The 14,163-nt window shown below is 64.4% G+C and carries 17 protein-coding genes; 11 read left to right on the top strand and 6 right to left on the bottom strand.

The window, feature by feature from the left end; genetic code table 11:
• Positions 1-341 precede the first annotated feature (341 nt).
• From CFB82_RS36165 to CFB82_RS36155, 3 genes are all read left to right on the top strand, one after another.
• On the top strand, positions 342-2,477 hold the full coding sequence (locus CFB82_RS36165) for a glycoside hydrolase family 36 protein (protein WP_089487161.1): 2,136 nt from the start codon (positions 342-344) through the stop codon (positions 2,475-2,477).
• A 116-nt stretch (positions 2,478-2,593) separates the two neighbouring features.
• Positions 2,594-3,475, top strand: coding sequence for an endo alpha-1,4 polygalactosaminidase (locus CFB82_RS36160; protein ID WP_089487160.1), 882 nt, complete (start codon positions 2,594-2,596; stop codon positions 3,473-3,475).
• A gap of 194 nt (positions 3,476-3,669) precedes the next feature.
• On the top strand, positions 3,670-4,785 hold the full coding sequence (locus CFB82_RS36155) for a porin (protein WP_256990634.1): 1,116 nt from the start codon (positions 3,670-3,672) through the stop codon (positions 4,783-4,785).
• Between the two features lie 33 nt (positions 4,786-4,818).
• Here CFB82_RS36155 and CFB82_RS36150 read toward each other — a convergent pair whose 3' ends face one another.
• Complete coding sequence (locus CFB82_RS36150; protein ID WP_069249529.1) at positions 4,819-5,040, bottom strand: hypothetical protein; 222 nt, start codon at positions 5,038-5,040, stop codon at positions 4,819-4,821.
• A 63-nt stretch (positions 5,041-5,103) separates the two neighbouring features.
• Positions 5,104-5,367: an HPr family phosphocarrier protein gene (locus CFB82_RS36145; protein ID WP_174944072.1), complete on the bottom strand. Its 264-nt coding sequence runs from the start codon at positions 5,365-5,367 to the stop codon at positions 5,104-5,106.
• 91 nt (positions 5,368-5,458) lie between these two features.
• Here CFB82_RS36145 and CFB82_RS42675 point away from each other — a divergent pair, with 91 nt between their 5' ends.
• Genes CFB82_RS42675 through CFB82_RS36135 form a run of 3 tightly spaced genes read left to right on the top strand, consistent with a single transcriptional unit; the run spans position 5,459 to position 6,955 of the window.
• The gene (locus tag CFB82_RS42675; protein ID WP_143751025.1) at positions 5,459-5,734 is read left to right on the top strand and encodes a hypothetical protein; all 276 of its coding nucleotides are present in this window, start codon (positions 5,459-5,461) and stop codon (positions 5,732-5,734) included.
• On the top strand, positions 5,731-6,075 hold the full coding sequence (locus tag CFB82_RS36140; protein WP_021158207.1) for a zinc ribbon domain-containing protein YjdM: 345 nt from the start codon (positions 5,731-5,733) through the stop codon (positions 6,073-6,075). Before CFB82_RS42675 ends, CFB82_RS36140 begins: the two co-directional genes overlap by 4 nt.
• 43 nt (positions 6,076-6,118) lie before the next feature.
• Positions 6,119-6,955 (top strand): spermidine synthase, encoded by an 837-nt coding sequence (locus tag CFB82_RS36135; RefSeq protein ID WP_089487159.1) that lies wholly within the window; start codon positions 6,119-6,121, stop codon positions 6,953-6,955.
• Positions 6,956-6,999: 44 nt separating this feature from the next.
• Here the strand turns inward: CFB82_RS36135 and CFB82_RS36130 are convergent, their stop codons facing one another.
• Positions 7,000-7,185, bottom strand: a complete 186-nt coding sequence (locus tag CFB82_RS36130; protein ID WP_021158209.1) for a ribbon-helix-helix protein, CopG family — start codon at positions 7,183-7,185, stop codon at positions 7,000-7,002.
• Between the two features lie 87 nt (positions 7,186-7,272).
• Positions 7,273-8,031, bottom strand: a complete 759-nt coding sequence (locus CFB82_RS36125; protein WP_089487158.1) for a YoaK family protein — start codon at positions 8,029-8,031, stop codon at positions 7,273-7,275.
• A 269-nt stretch (positions 8,032-8,300) separates the two neighbouring features.
• Here CFB82_RS36125 and CFB82_RS36120 point away from each other — a divergent pair, with 269 nt between their 5' ends.
• The 3 genes from CFB82_RS36120 to CFB82_RS36110 all read left to right on the top strand — a co-directional run bounded on the left by CFB82_RS36120 (position 8,301) and on the right by CFB82_RS36110 (position 10,775).
• Positions 8,301-8,651: a hypothetical protein gene (locus CFB82_RS36120; protein WP_089444220.1), complete on the top strand. Its 351-nt coding sequence runs from the start codon at positions 8,301-8,303 to the stop codon at positions 8,649-8,651.
• Positions 8,648-8,860: a twin transmembrane helix small protein gene (locus tag CFB82_RS36115; protein ID WP_006489184.1), complete on the top strand. Its 213-nt coding sequence runs from the start codon at positions 8,648-8,650 to the stop codon at positions 8,858-8,860. The genes CFB82_RS36120 and CFB82_RS36115 overlap by 4 nt, the downstream gene beginning before the upstream one ends.
• A 472-nt stretch (positions 8,861-9,332) precedes the next feature.
• Positions 9,333-10,775, top strand: coding sequence for a sensor histidine kinase (locus CFB82_RS36110; RefSeq protein ID WP_089487157.1), 1,443 nt, complete (start codon positions 9,333-9,335; stop codon positions 10,773-10,775).
• 13 nt (positions 10,776-10,788) lie between these two features.
• Here CFB82_RS36110 and CFB82_RS36105 read toward each other — a convergent pair whose 3' ends face one another.
• Complete coding sequence (locus CFB82_RS36105; protein ID WP_089487156.1) at positions 10,789-11,262, bottom strand: acyl-CoA thioesterase; 474 nt, start codon at positions 11,260-11,262, stop codon at positions 10,789-10,791.
• Between the two features lie 231 nt (positions 11,263-11,493).
• Between CFB82_RS36105 and CFB82_RS36100 the strand changes: the two genes are divergently transcribed.
• Complete coding sequence (locus CFB82_RS36100) at positions 11,494-12,432, top strand: response regulator (RefSeq protein ID WP_089487155.1); 939 nt, start codon at positions 11,494-11,496, stop codon at positions 12,430-12,432.
• Positions 12,433-12,958: 526 nt separating this feature from the next.
• Here CFB82_RS36100 and CFB82_RS36095 read toward each other — a convergent pair.
• The gene (locus CFB82_RS36095; RefSeq protein WP_089487154.1) at positions 12,959-13,879 is read right to left on the bottom strand and encodes an AraC family transcriptional regulator; all 921 of its coding nucleotides are present in this window, start codon (positions 13,877-13,879) and stop codon (positions 12,959-12,961) included.
• Positions 13,880-13,929: 50 nt separating this feature from the next.
• Here CFB82_RS36095 and CFB82_RS36090 point away from each other — a divergent pair.
• A partial coding sequence (locus CFB82_RS36090) for a hypothetical protein (RefSeq protein ID WP_218829056.1) occupies positions 13,930-14,163 on the top strand: 234 nt, incomplete at its 3' end.

Here is a 14,163-nt window from a genome sequence, read left to right as displayed (position 1 = left end):
GTTCAAATTCGTCGAATGCTTTCGTTTTCTGCCGTGCGAGGCGAAGCCGGAGGCGTTCGGCGGGCCGCCACGGAGACGTGTCCGGAAAAATAGCCGAATCACGCGCCGTGAGTCGCCAATCTATGCGCTTTCGATTTCTTTCGTTATTAGCGTAAACCACAAACGAAAGAATACGAAAGATAGACTAGATTGCCGATCTGCGCGAGGCGGATGCGTCGGCGCACGGCCCTTCTTCACGAGGAATTCCGTATGAACGCTTGCTTTTTCTTTCGATTTCTCAGGCCCGCCCGGCTTGCCGGCGGGCCTGGGCGGTACGTGCCGTTTCGTCGCGAGGTGCGCCCATGACCACCCGGCGCGCGTTCGTGCAGTGGCTGGCCGTCGGCGCGGCGAGCCCGATCCTGGTCTGCGTCGGCGTGCGCGATGCACACGGCGCCGTGCCGCAGCGTGTCGCGCTGCGTGACGACCGGCTCGTGATCGAGTTCGACCCGGCGATGCGCAGCCGGCTGGCCATGCGTCGCGGTGGCGGCACGCGCGCACTGACCCGGTTCGATGCAAGCGAGACGCTCGAACAGCTGATCGGTCCGGCGCCGGCGCCGACTTCGGATGGCCCCGCGCCCGACACGCGGCCGGTGCGCACGATCGACCGTTTCGCGATCGTCGACGCCGCGCACGCCGACGTCTCGACCGTGTTCGGGACGGGGCGTCAGCTGCGGCTGGTCGGGCGCTCGGCGAACGGCTTCGAGAAGACGGTGCGCGTCACGCTGCTCGACGCGCGGCCGGGCGTCGCGTTGATCGACACGCAGTTCCGCAACGTCGGCACGCAGGCGGCCGACATCCGCGCATGGAACGTCGGCGCGCACCGGCTGCTGCCGGCCGCCGCCGGCGCGGGCGGCTACTGGACCTATTCGGGCGCGAGCCATGCGGACCGGCGCGACTGGGTGCAGCCGGTGAAGGCCGGCTTCGACCAGCGCAATTTCATGGGCATGAACGCGTCGGATTACGGCGGCGGCACACCGGTCGTCGACGTGTGGCGGCGCGACCAGGGCATCGCGCTCGGCCATCTCGACACCGTGCCGCGCCTGGTGTCGCTGCCGGTGAAGGCTGTGCGCAACGAAGTGGCGCTCGGCCTGCGCGGCGAGAAGACGGTCACGCTCGCGCCGGGCGCGACGCTCGACGCGCCGACCGCGTTCGTGATGCTGCACGACGGGGATTACTTCGTCGCGCTCGACACGTACCGGCAGATGATGGGCGCGCAGGGTTTTCATTCGCCGCAGCCGCCGGCCAGCGCCTACGAGCCGATCTGGTGCGCGTGGGGCTACGAGCGCCAGTTCAGCCTCGACTACGTGCGCGCCACGTTGCCGAAGGTGCAGGAACTCGGTTTCAAGTGGGCCGTGCTCGACGACGGCTGGCAAGTCCGGACCGGCGACTGGGTGCCCGACCGCGCGAAATTCCCGGCCGGCGACGCGGACATGAAGGCGCTCGTCGACGACATCCATGCACGCGGGCAGAAGGCGCGGCTCTGGATCGCGCCGCTCGCGGTCGCGCCGGGCAGCGACGCGCTGCACGACCACACCGACATGCTGCTGCTCGACGCGGACGGCGCGCCGCAGGCGATCACGTGGTGGAACAGCTTCTACCTGTGCCCGGCCTACGAGAAGACGCAGGCGCACGTCGCCGCGCTCGTGAAGAAGGTGATCGGCGAGTGGGGCTTCGACGGGATGAAGATCGACGGCCAGCACCTGAACGGCGTCGCGCCGTGCTACAACCCCGCGCACGGCCATGCGCGGCCGGAGGATTCCGTCGAGCATCTCGCGGATTTCTACCGCACGTTCTACGACGCCGCGCATGCGGTCAAGCCGGATGCGGTCGTCGAAGTGTGCCCGTGCGGCACCGCGTACGCGTTCCACAACATGCGCTACATCGACCAGGCACCCGCGTCCGACCCGTTGTCGAGCTGGCAGGTGCGCCACAAGGGCAAGACGCTGAAGGCGCTGATGGGTGCGTCGTCCGCGTATGCGGGCGATCACGTCGAACTGAGCGACGGCGGCCGCGATTTCGCGTCGGCAGTGGGCGTCGGCGCCGTCATCTCGACGAAGTTCACGTGGCCCGTCGATCCGAAGCCGAAGGATTCGTTCCTGCTGACGCCCGAGCACGAGCAGGCATGGCGGCACTGGGTCGAGGTCTACCACGCGCACCGGCTCGCCGAGGGCCGCTATCGCGGCGAGCTGTACGACATCGCATTCGACAAGCCCGAGGCGCACGTCGTGGAAAAGGACGGCGTGCTGCATTACGCGTTCTACGCCGACCGCTGGAGCGGCCCGGTCGCGCTGCGCGGCCTGCAGCCCGACCGGTCGTACCGGATCGTCGACTACGCGAACGGCCATCGCGAGGTCGGCCGCATCGTGCCCGGGCACGATGCGATCGCATTGCGCTTCGAGCATGCGGCGCTGCTGCGCGCCGAGCCGCTCGACGCGTGAGTAGCAACCGGCATCACCGCGTACCACCGCCCGGCAGCGTACATCTCCGGGCAACCGGCAGTTCCGCAACGCGCAGTTCCACTCGTCATTCCGATCCCTCCACTGGAGATGCTTCGATGAAAAAGACCGTACGCAACCTTTCCTGTGTCGCGGCGCTCGCGCTGTGCGCATCGATCCTGCAGGCCTGCGGCGACGGGTCGTCCGACCCGCTGTCGGCCAAGGCCTTTGCCGCGCCGCCGCCGGCCGCGGCGGCGCCCGCGCGCGCCGCGTCGCACTGGACGCCCGTCGCGTCGGACACGTGGCAATGGCAGCTCAAGGGCAAGCTCAATACGTCGTACAACGTCGCGATCTACGACATCGACCTGTTCGATACCGATCCGTCGACGATCGCCGCGCTCAAGCAGGCCGGGCGCAAGGTCGTCTGCTATTTCTCGGCGGGGAGTTCGGAGAACTGGCGGCCCGATTTCTCAAAGTTCAAGGCATCCGACCAGGGCAACAAGCTCGACGACTGGGAGGGCGAGCGCTGGCTCGACATCCGGTCGAGCAACGTGCGCGACATCATGACGGCCCGCCTCGATCGCGCGGTGGCGAAGGGGTGTGACGGCGTCGAGCCCGACAACGTCGACGGTTACGCGAACGATACCGGTTTCCCGCTGCAGGACACCGACCAGTATGCGTTCAACGTGTTCATCGCGAACGAGGCGCACAAGCGCAACCTGGCGGTCGGGCTGAAGAACGACGTCGACCAGCTCGTGGCGCTCGAGCCGTCGTTCGATTTCGCGGTGAACGAGGAGTGCAACGAGCAGAAGGAGTGCAGCGGCTACAAGGTGTTCACGTCGAAGAACAAGCCGGTGCTGAACGCCGAGTATGCAGGCAAATACCGCACGCCGAGCGGGCAGCGCACGCTGTGCGATGCGGCGCGCGCGCTCAACATGCGCACGCTCGTGCTGGCGAAGAAGCTCGACGACAGCTACCGGTTCAGCTGCGACGCATCCTGATCGAGCCGCGCCCGTCGTAGCGGGCGAACCTGAGTGACCGATGTTCGCGCGCGCATGCCATGTGCCCAAGGCGTGCGCGCCGCGAGCGTCGCGATGCCGCGACCCGGCACGGCGCACGGCGCACGTCGGATGTCGTGTGGGAGCCCGTTCAAATCGATTCGCAGTACTTATCCATGATCATGATGAAAAATTGCATGCTGATTGCAGGCGCTGCCGTGGCGGCCGCGCTTTCCGTCGCCGCGCGCGCGGAGGGCTCGGTCACGCTCTACGGCACGATCGATACGGGAATGGCCTACCTGAACCATGCGGAAGGAGGGAAGTCGCGCGTGTCGATGTCGTCGGGCGCGCTGTCGGCGAACGAATGGGGGTTGACCGGCAACGAGGAGCTCGGCGGAGGGATGAACGCGATCTTCACGCTCGAGAACAATTTCGACGTCGCGACCGGCCAGCTCGACGAAGGGCGGCTGTTCGGTTCGAAAGCGTTCGTCGGCGTCGCATCCGACAGATGGGGCACGCTGACGCTCGGCAGGCAGAACGATCCCGTGACGGATCTCGTGCAGCCGATCACGGCCGACGCATTCAGCGGGCTCTTCGCGCCGCCCGGCGACGTCGACAACTACGACAGCAGCGTGACGTTCAGCAACGCGGTCAAGTGGACGAGCGCGACGTGGCGCGGCGTGACGATCGCGGCGATGGTCTCGCCGGGCGGTGTGGCCGGCGCGTCGGGGTCGGGCCTCGTGTATGCGGGGGCGGTCGGCTATGCCGACGGTCCGCTGAGCGCCGCGGCCGGCTACCTGCACGTCGACAACGGCAATGCGATTCGTTCGACGCGCGGCGCGTCGTCGGCCGATGCGTTCTTCAAAAGCGCCGTCAGTCGTGCGTATGCCTCGGCCCGGTCGATCGGGATCGCGCGCGCCGGCGCGCAATATGCGATCGGCAACGTGACGGTCGGCGCGGCGTTCAGCTTCAGCGAGTATCGTCCCGACGCATCGTCGACGTTCGTGCGGGCGGAGCGCTACCGGAACGGTTCCGCGTTCGCGCAGTGGCAGGCGCTGCCGTCGCTGCTGGCCATCGTCGGCTATAACTTCACGTGGTCCGGCGGCGATTCGTCCGCGCGCTATCACCAGGTCAACGTCGGCGTCGACTATCTGTTGAGCAAGCGCACCGACTGCTATACGACCGTCGGCTACCAGCACGCGAACGGCTTCAACGGGGCGGGGCCGGCCCAGGCGGTAATCGGCTCGTACAACGTCGATGCCGGTACGAATTCGCAACTGCTTGCGATCGTCGGTATCCGGCACCGGTTCTGAGTTCGCCGCTGAGCGCGCCGGCCCGTTTGCGCGTTACTTCCGGCTTTTCAGGAAGGTCCGCCCTTCGGCGGTGATCGACGCGCCGGAGCGGCCGTGTGCGGCATGGCTGACGAAGCCCGCGCTGACGAGTTCGCTCGCGATCGACCAGCCGAGCGCCGGTGCGTCGCGCCCGTAGCGGACGTCGGCGAGACGTTCGAGCGCCCAGATGGCGGAGGCCGACAGGTTCGGGGTGTTGGACGTGAAGTTGTCGCTCATCGCTTCCTCGTGAAAAGGGGATTCGGGGTGGGCGGGATGCCGTGACATCGGGTGGCGCGCCGGTCAGCGCGCTTGCAGCACGGGCAGCAGCGCCTGCAGTGCCGCCTCTTCGTCGGGGCCGGTGGCCAGCACCTGTGCGGACGTGCCGCCGTGCACCTGCAGCGCCGCGACGGCGGCGCTGTCCTTCGCATCGCTGCTGATCCCGTTCGCGATCAGCAGGATGTCGCTTTCGAAGCCGCGCGCAGCGTCGACGGCTGCCGCTCGTGCGGCGCAGCCGCGGTTGCGGTTCCACGCGGGGCCGATTTCAACGAACACAACGGTTGCCACGATGTCGGAGAGCCTCTGGACGGAACGTCGGGATCGGTGTGCGGCGCCGGGCCGACGGTGCGCCAGGCATACGAGAAACGCGCTTTTGCGCATGACTCCGGAAAGCCGGCAGCGCAGCCGGGGCATGCACATCCTGCGCGGATGTGCCGGCATTCTCGGTGAAACGGGCTGCAAGTCCGGCGAACGGCGCGAAAACGCCCATTATAATACAGCAGCCAAGATATGTGTATTGCATTATAATGCCGTGTGCGCCGAAGGCGGTTCGCCGACCCGTCGGCGCGTGCCTGCAGGCGGGCCGGGTGACGCTGCCGGCGCGCCCGGCCTTTTTATCGACGACTCAACTCCCCCTGAATGGAAGCTGCAATGAACGCCGCCCCCGCCTGCCCGCAATGCGCGATGGAAAACACTTACCCGGACGGCACGCTGACCGTGTGCGCGGACTGCGGCCATGAATGGTCGGCCGGCGCCGGTGCCGAAACGGGCGACGAACCGGCGGGCGACGTCGTCAAGGACGCCAACGGCAACGTGCTGTCGGATGGCGACTCGGTCGTGCTGATTAAGGATTTGCGCGTGAAAGGCTCGTCGATCACGCTTAAGATGGGCACCAAGGTCAAGAGCATCCGGCTCGTCGGCGGCGATCACGAGGTCGACTGCAAGACCGACATGGGCGGCTTCATGCTGAAGGCCTGCTACCTGAAGAAAGTCTGAGCGCACACGCTCCAATCGACCGTCACCCACCGACTGCCCGTTCATGGCCGAGGATCGAATTTCCTATGACGCGTTCGTCAGGTTCCTGGCGACGCCGCTGAACGACGGCCGGCCGTTCGTGCTGGAGACGCAGCACGCGCTTTCGCTGCACTTCGATCATTTCGGCACGCAAAGCTTCATGTCGCTCCGGGATCCGGGCCGGCTCGAGCTCGGCTATACGCGCGTGATGATGGCCTTTCTGCTGCTGCAGCCCGAGCCCGTGCACATTTGCATGCTCGGGCTCGGCGGCGGTTCGCTGGCGAAGTATTGCTACCGGCACTTGCCCGGCGCGACGATCGACGCGGTCGAGATCAACCCGGACGTGATCGCGCTGCGTGACGTTTTCAGGATTCCCGCCGATGACGAGCGGTTCACGGTGGTGTGCGCCGACGGCGCGGATCATCTGGACAGGGCGGATGTCCGGACGGACGTGATCCTGCACGACGCGTTCGTCGCCGACGGCATGCGGGGCCGCTGTACGGGCGCCGCATTCCTCGCCGCCTGTCACGCGCGCCTGAGCGAAAACGGCGTGCTGGCAATCAACTTCATGGACGACGATCCGGCGCTGCCGGCGCATCTCGAGCAGTTGCGATCGGTGTTCGGTGTGTCGTATACGCTGGTGCCGTGCGGCGACGACAACAACTTCATCGCGTTCGCATGGAAGGGTGGCAACCGGCTGCCGTCGCTGCGGATCCTGCTCGAACGCGCACTGGCGTGTGCACGGGCCGGCGAGCTCAAGCTGGCGGCCACCGCGAGGCGGATGAAGGCCGGGGAGAGCGTCGACCCGCAGCGGCTGGTGATGCGTGCGCAGCCGCACGGGCGATGGGAAATCGGCGCGTAGCCGGCATGCTGGCGCCGCCCCCGGCGCGGCCTGTACGGCCGCCCTTACTTCACGCGCTTGCCGAGCGCGCTCTTGGTCTTGTACGTCACGCCGTGGCGGTCGAGATACTCGCGGATCAGTTGCCGCACGACTTGCGACGGCGTGAGATCCTGCTCCGCGCAGAGCATTTCGAAGGCTTCCTTTTTCGCGGGGTCGATCAGGACGGTCAGGCGGGCGGTTTTCGTTTCCATTGCGAGGCGAGGGTGGTCGGTATGTTAATCAAATTATAATCGATCCGCCTTCGGCGCCACCGCCGAAAGCACGCTCCCGGTGCGCGATCAGCGCTTGCTGCGGAGCAACACGAGCAGGTCGTCGATCACCGGCACGATCGCGAGCGTGACGAGCACCGCGGCGAGCGGCACGGTCGATACGTAGCCGACATGCTTGAAGCCGATCGCGCCGGCCAGGCCGCCGATGAAGAACGACGCGAGCATCGTCGCGTGAATCCGCAGTTTCGAGCGGTTGGCGACGACCGCATGCGCGTCGACGTCGACCGCCGACCGGTTCCAGTAGAACAGCTTCCCGAGCTCGATGCCGAGGTCGGTCACGATGCCCGTCATGTGCGTCGTGCGGATCTCCGCGCCCGACAGCTTCGTGATCGTCGCGTTCTGCAATCCCATGATGAAGCACAGCAGCGTCACGGTCACCGGCACGAAAAAGGTTTCCCACAGCGCGAGGTGGCTGCCGAGCAGCCCGAACAGGAGCAGCAGCGCGGCCTCGACCAGCAGGGGCAGCATGAACTGGCTGTGCAGGCCGCGGCGGCGGCCCCAGTTGACGAGGATCGCCGAGCAACTGGCGCCGATCAGGAACGACCCCAGCGAGCTGATGCCGGCCAGCGCGAGCCGCACGTCGCCGAGCGCCGTCTGGTCGGCGATCGCCGACACGATGCCGCTCATGTGCGACGTATATTGCTTGACCGCGAGAAAGCCGCCGGCATTGGCCGCGCCGGCGACGAACGCCAGCGAAAACCCGAGCTGACGATTCGCGGTCGCGCTGCGGTGTTTTCCCGTCAGGTTTCGAAAGTACTGCGCTGGCATAGGGGCTGGGGGCTTCGTTCAATCGCCGCGAATCGCGGGCACGGACGTGACGACCGGCACCGGACGGCAGGGCGGGCACACCACCTGCGCACAGGTGCCGGGTCTCTCGAATCATGTGACGAACATGATAATGACATTATCATACTCTGTTAGTCGAATAGGGCTTTCAGTACAATGTCGTCCGGCGCGGCCCGACCGTGACCCGATTGCGGCTTCGCTGCCGCAGGGCCGCGCCGCCCGCATTCGCGATCACTTCTGCCCACCGTTTCATGACCCCGATCAAGTTCATTCTTCGCTACACGGCGATCCCGTTCACGGCCATCGTGGCTGTGGTGATCTGGACCGTCATACCATCGTCGAAAGAGATCGATGCGAGACAATATGCGGCGCTGTCGCGCGCGTACGCGAGTTTCCCGCTGCCGTTCCGGCGCGAGATCTCGGAAACGATGGACCACGGCCGGATCAACGACCGGCGCTACCAGGCGCTCGTGCGCGATTCGCTGGGCAATGGCGTCGCGCTGGACTGGCCGGCGTCGGGCGTCGGTGCGCTCGCCGACGAGCGGCACAAACTGGCCGAACTGATTCAGGCCGATTCCGATCTTCAAGGGCATCACCAATGAAAACTCTGCTGGTTTCCGTGGCATTCGCGATGATCATCGCGAGCCTGATCTTCGCGCTGTATTTCATGAATCACGATCGCGGCAAGTCCAAGCGGATGGCATGGTCGCTCGCGGCACGCGTCGGGCTGTCGGTCACGCTGTTCCTGTCGCTGCTGATCGCTTACAAGCTGGGCTGGATCGAGCCGACCGGGTTGCCGATCGGGCGCTGAAAGGCGAACGCCCCGTTGCATGCGGGGCGTTTGCGCAAATACGAGTTCGGCTCTCTGATCGAGCTATTGTGATAAGAAAACTTATCGTCACGGTGGCGTTGTGTGATCCAAAACCAGGTTTCGCACGACGCGCGACAGAGACTGCCAACGCTGCAACGGCACTGCAGGGGAAACCACGGCCAGTGACAACGTGAATTCGCGACGTCCAGCCTCATGAATTCACGAGGCCTTCGCACCTTCCGGCCAACGTTGAACGGCGAAGTGACAACCTTGCTTCGCAAACCGCGACAATTTCATTCTGGTCAACGCTACCCGGCACCCAGCACCGCGCGAGCAACAGTCGTGATGCGCGGAGGCCCCGTGGACAAAGCCGCCGCGCTCGCTCGCCTACCGCGGCGTGCTACTCTCGCGACTGGCACCGGCCAGGACAGTTCAGTGGTGCGCGACCAGTGAACATGGTGGATTCACGCATATGTATTCGATCTTGCCCGCGTTTGTATCTGCGTTGTTTCTCGGATTTGGCCTCTACGTGCTGGCCACCAAGGGGCTCACGCGGGTATCCGTCCCGTTCGCCCTGATGTGCGCGACGACCTTCGTCTGGCAGGGAACGTGGGCCTTCCTGTTCCAGACGACCGACGCGGACGTCGCCAACGTGTTGGTCAAGGCAGGCTACCTGTTCATCCTTTTTCTGCCGACGACCTTCTATCATTTCATGACGGAGATCGTGTCGCGTCGGGACGAGCGGCCGATCATATTCGCGTCCTACGGACTCTGCGTCCTGCTGGCCGTGCTGCTGGTCACGAGCAATGCGGTCGTCGATGGATTCCGCCTGCATTTCTTTGGCCCGTATCCCAACGCGGGCCCACTGCATCCGTTGCACGTCGTGCAGACGGTACTCCTGGTCGGCCGCAGTGGTTGGCTCCTGATCGAGGCTAGACGTCAGGGGCGGGCGCGAGACGTCCGGCAGTTGCTCACGCAATGTCTCGTCAGCCTGGGCCTCTACTCGCTCGCGGCGACCGACTATGCGGTGAACTACGGCGCCGAGTTCTATCCGGCGGGGGTGCTGTTTATCGCGATCAGTCTCGGGATTCTCGCGACGTCGATCGTCCGCTATGGCCTGATGGGCCCTTATCTCCTGGCCGCGACGGTCGCGCACGAAGTGGCCACGCCGCTGGCGGCGATCGGCCTGCACGCGGACGAGCTGCGCACCGTCCTGCCGGTGCTGCTGCGCGGATATCGGCTGGCGGTGGAGCACCGGTTGTGCGCCGACGATTTGTATCCTGGACAGCTGGAGCGGCTACCGACGCTCGCGTCGTCGATCCGGCGCCAGGTCGACACCACGAGTACGGTGGTCGAGATGTCCCTGGCGTCCTTTACGCTGGACCGACTCGATCGCCACAGCTTCGCGACCTATCCGATACGGGCCTGTGTCGACGCCGCCGTGGATCGCTTTCCCTTCCGTCCGGGTGAGCGGGACCGCGTATCGGTCGACGCGATCGATACCGACATCCGGTTTTTCGGATCCGACTCGCTCGTGATCTTCGTCATCTTCAACCTGCTGAAAAACGCCCTGTACGCGATCCACGCAAACGGCCGTGGGCAGATCGAGATCGACGCGCATCGCAGCGACGGTTACTGCGTGGTGCGTTTCAGCGATACGGGCCCGGGCATTGCCCCCGATGTGCTCCCTCGAATCTTCGACGCCTTTTTCTCAACCAAGTCGCACGGTCGCGGCGCCGGCATGGGCCTGAGTTTTTGCCGCCGCGTATGTGAAGCGCTCGGTGGCAACATCACCTGCGAATCCGTCCCCGGCGTCCGGACCACGTTCACGATTCGGCTGCCGGAACCCGGTGCGCCGGCGGACCCGACATTGAACGGTCCGCCGGCGCTCCCCCCGCGCTATCGCGTCGGGTAGGGCGGTCTCACATTCACTTCGCGGTGGACGGCAGGATCAGTTCATACGCCTTGACCCGCTCGATGATGCCCGGCGGAAACCGGCGGATCCGCTTGTCGGAACCGGCAAATACGATCTGCTGATACCCCAGCGACACCTGCCGTCCGTCAACGTAGAAGCGAAACAGCAGATAGGCCGAACACTGCCGAACCTCGAACGTATTGAGATAGCAATCCACGCGCTGGAACGGAAACGTCTCGTGGACGTATTCCTGATGCGCGCGCTTCGTCACGAATGCCCCGCCGGCCCCCATCAGGTTGTTGTGGATGCATTCGTGAAACCAGCGTTCACGGCACACGCCCTGCCATTCGAAATAGCGTGCGAAATAGGTATTCATGAAGGCATTGGAATCCTTGAGGTAAATATCGACCACGTGGTGGAAGGTTTTTTCGGACAGATGTGCCGTTTCGTTGGAAAGGACGTGAAGAATTGCGTCTCGCGTCAACATGGATAACTCCTTGAATCGCTACTGGCGGTAGCGGCGCATTCCTTCAACGAGAAGGAATGGCCCGATTCTCCCCGTGCAATTCTGCCGAGCGGCGTGATCGAAACATGCCGAATTCGAAAATGAGAAGCAGTTGATGTGCGTCCCACTTTCGCCGGATAATTGCCGCGATAATTATTCGCGGTGAAGCGTCTCCGATACCGCATCCTCTTCTGCTGATTTATCGAGACTCTTATGCAACCCTTCGTTAGGCAGCCGGTGCTTTACCCCGTGTCCGTGGTATTTGTCGACGACAATCCGGATTTCCTGCAGGCGCTGCGGGGCGCATTTCCGGACGAACGCCTGAACCGCTTTTTTACGCATCCCCAGGCGGCGCTCGACTTCGTGTCGTCGCGTGACGCGGAGACGCCACCCACGGCCGCGGACTATTTCGGTGCGGAGAAATCCGGCGGGAATGCGATCGGCGAGGATGCGCTCGCCGATCCCGCCCGATTCGAGGCGGTGGGCGCGGTGGTCGTCGACTATTCGATGCCGGAGGTCGACGGCATCCAGTTTCTGACCTCCATCCGCAACGCGAACTGCATGAAAATCCTGCTCACCGGCATCGCCGACGAGCGCGAGGCGGTGGCCGCCTTCAACGCGGGGCTGATCGATTGCTATCTGAAGAAAACCGACGTCGAGATGGCGCGCAAGCTGGCAACCGTGCTGGACGACGCGAAACGCAAGTGCTGCGCGGCCCGCGGGCACATCAGCCTGCATGAAGCGGGGGCGACCTACCGGGATCCACGGATCGTCAAACTGATCGATGAGGTGGCCGCGCGGGAAGGCATCGTCGAATACTACTGGCGCCCCAATCAGGACGCGGTGCTGATGTTCGATGCCGTCGGCGCGCCCAGTGTATTTCTCGCCTGGAGCGAAGAGGACTGGGCGTTCCAATGCGATATCGTGTCCGACGCGGGCGGACCGGCCGAATTGCGCCAAGGCATGGAAGCGCGCCGCATCATGCCGCTATTCTGGCCATTTCAGGCCTATCGGCCGGGCCTCGCGGACATTCGCTGCGCGGCCCCGCTGCCCGTTCCGGGATGGCACGGCACGTTTCATAGCTGGATCCGCCTGGATGATCCGGCCGCCGAGCACGAACTGCCTACATTGGCAAAATGGCGTCACGCGTAAAAGATCATCCGCCCATTTTCAAACGGAAAGAATCGGCGAGGCGGTGCTGTCGTCGACTCGGTAACCACTCAAATTGGAACAACCCCTGTCAATATTGACAGTTATCAGCGGCGCGGAATTTTGTTCCAATTGCGCCTTGTTCCGAGGGCCGCCCACTTTTCCTATATTCCAATAGACGGCACATCCTTTCAGTGCAGACCGTTGACCAGCGGTCTGCACGCGCTCCCAATATCGATCGATTCTCGATCTGATGTTGTCATTACGCTTCACAAAAGCTGCAGCGACAAACGATCCGCAAATTTCCGACTGGCGTATTGAAGTTCGTTTTCACGTCGCGTCGATTAAGATCGTTCGCCGCATTGCGTCCGCCGGGCGCGTCATGCATTGAAATGGACGCCCTCAGACGCCCAACGCCATTGATACGCGCGGGAATGCAGCTATCGAACTGAAATCGAGAGCGTCGCCGTGATCGCCGCGAAACGCGGGATCAAACAGGCATCCGACCGAGCGCTATTTCAACGGCCTGCTAACCGCCGGACTCGCTCGCAAAGTCATGGCGATACGCGCGGGGAGAGCAGCCCACGATGCGCTTGAATGCATGCCCGAACGCGCTATCCGAGTCGTAGCCGAGCATCTGCGCGATCGCCGATATCGACGCGTTCGAGCGTCGCAGCTCCCGCATCGCGAGCTGCACGCGCCAGCGCAGGACGTACTCGAGCGGCCCGAATCCCAGTCGCCGCTTGAAATGCAGCGCGAACGTCGAACGCGATACGTGGCAGCAGGTCGCGAGTTCGTCGACCGTCCAGCGTCGCGCGGGCTCCGCATGAATGGCGACGAGTGCCGTGCTCACCCGGGAATCCGCGAACCCGGCAAGCCACCCGACATCGCTGTTCGCGCCGTCGTCCACGTAGCGCCGCAGGATCTCGACCAGCATCATGTGACCGAGATGCCGAACCATCAACGACGCTCCCGGCGATGGCTTGCCGAACTCATGCGCGAGCCGCTGCAGCGCCCAGCGCAGCACCGCTGCCTGCTCCGAGTCACCGCTCACGACCACCACGGGCGGCAGGCTGCCCAGCAGCAACGGCATACCTTCCTCGTATGAGAAGCGCCCCCCGATCAGGAAGCAGTTCACCGGTTCGCCATAGTGCGCGATACCGCGTTCGACGTTCCGGTACACGTCGGCTGCAGGCACCGGCGTAACCGATGGATCGCTCGCCAGCGAAAATGCCCGCGGCGAGGCGAGCAGGAAGCAGTCTCCCGTGCGCAGCTGGATGGGCGGTCCGGCGCCGTCGACGGTCAGCCAGCAACTTCCTTCGACAACCGCGTTGAACTTGATTCCCTCGGGCGGTGGAATGGCAACCGCCCACGCGCCGCCTGCTCTCAAGCCGGTGAAATACGAATCGCGCGTTTCCAGCAGCGACAGCACTTCCGATAGAGGATCCACGCTCACGCTCCGGACGATCTCGACGAAAAACCGGATTCTAAGCCTTCGACATGAAATGTCTCTACAATCATGGTTCGAACTGGACGGGACGAGCAACGAAGCTGATGGCATTGAAAGCGCTGGAACTGACGCAGGAAGAACGTACAAAGCTTGAAGCGATGGCGAGAAGCCGTCGTGATTGGCGAATACGAGACCGGTCGCGGACGATTCTGATGTTCAGCGACGGCGTGCGAGCGAAAGAGATCGCCAGACGACAGGAACTGACGTTGGAGGCGGTGTATGAG

Origin of the sequence: Burkholderia sp. HI2714 (assembly GCF_002223085.1) — a bacterium.
GTDB lineage: Bacteria > Pseudomonadota > Gammaproteobacteria > Burkholderiales > Burkholderiaceae > Burkholderia > Burkholderia lata_D.
Note: the sequence above shows the minus strand (reverse complement) of the source record. Positions and strands in the feature narration are given on the sequence as shown.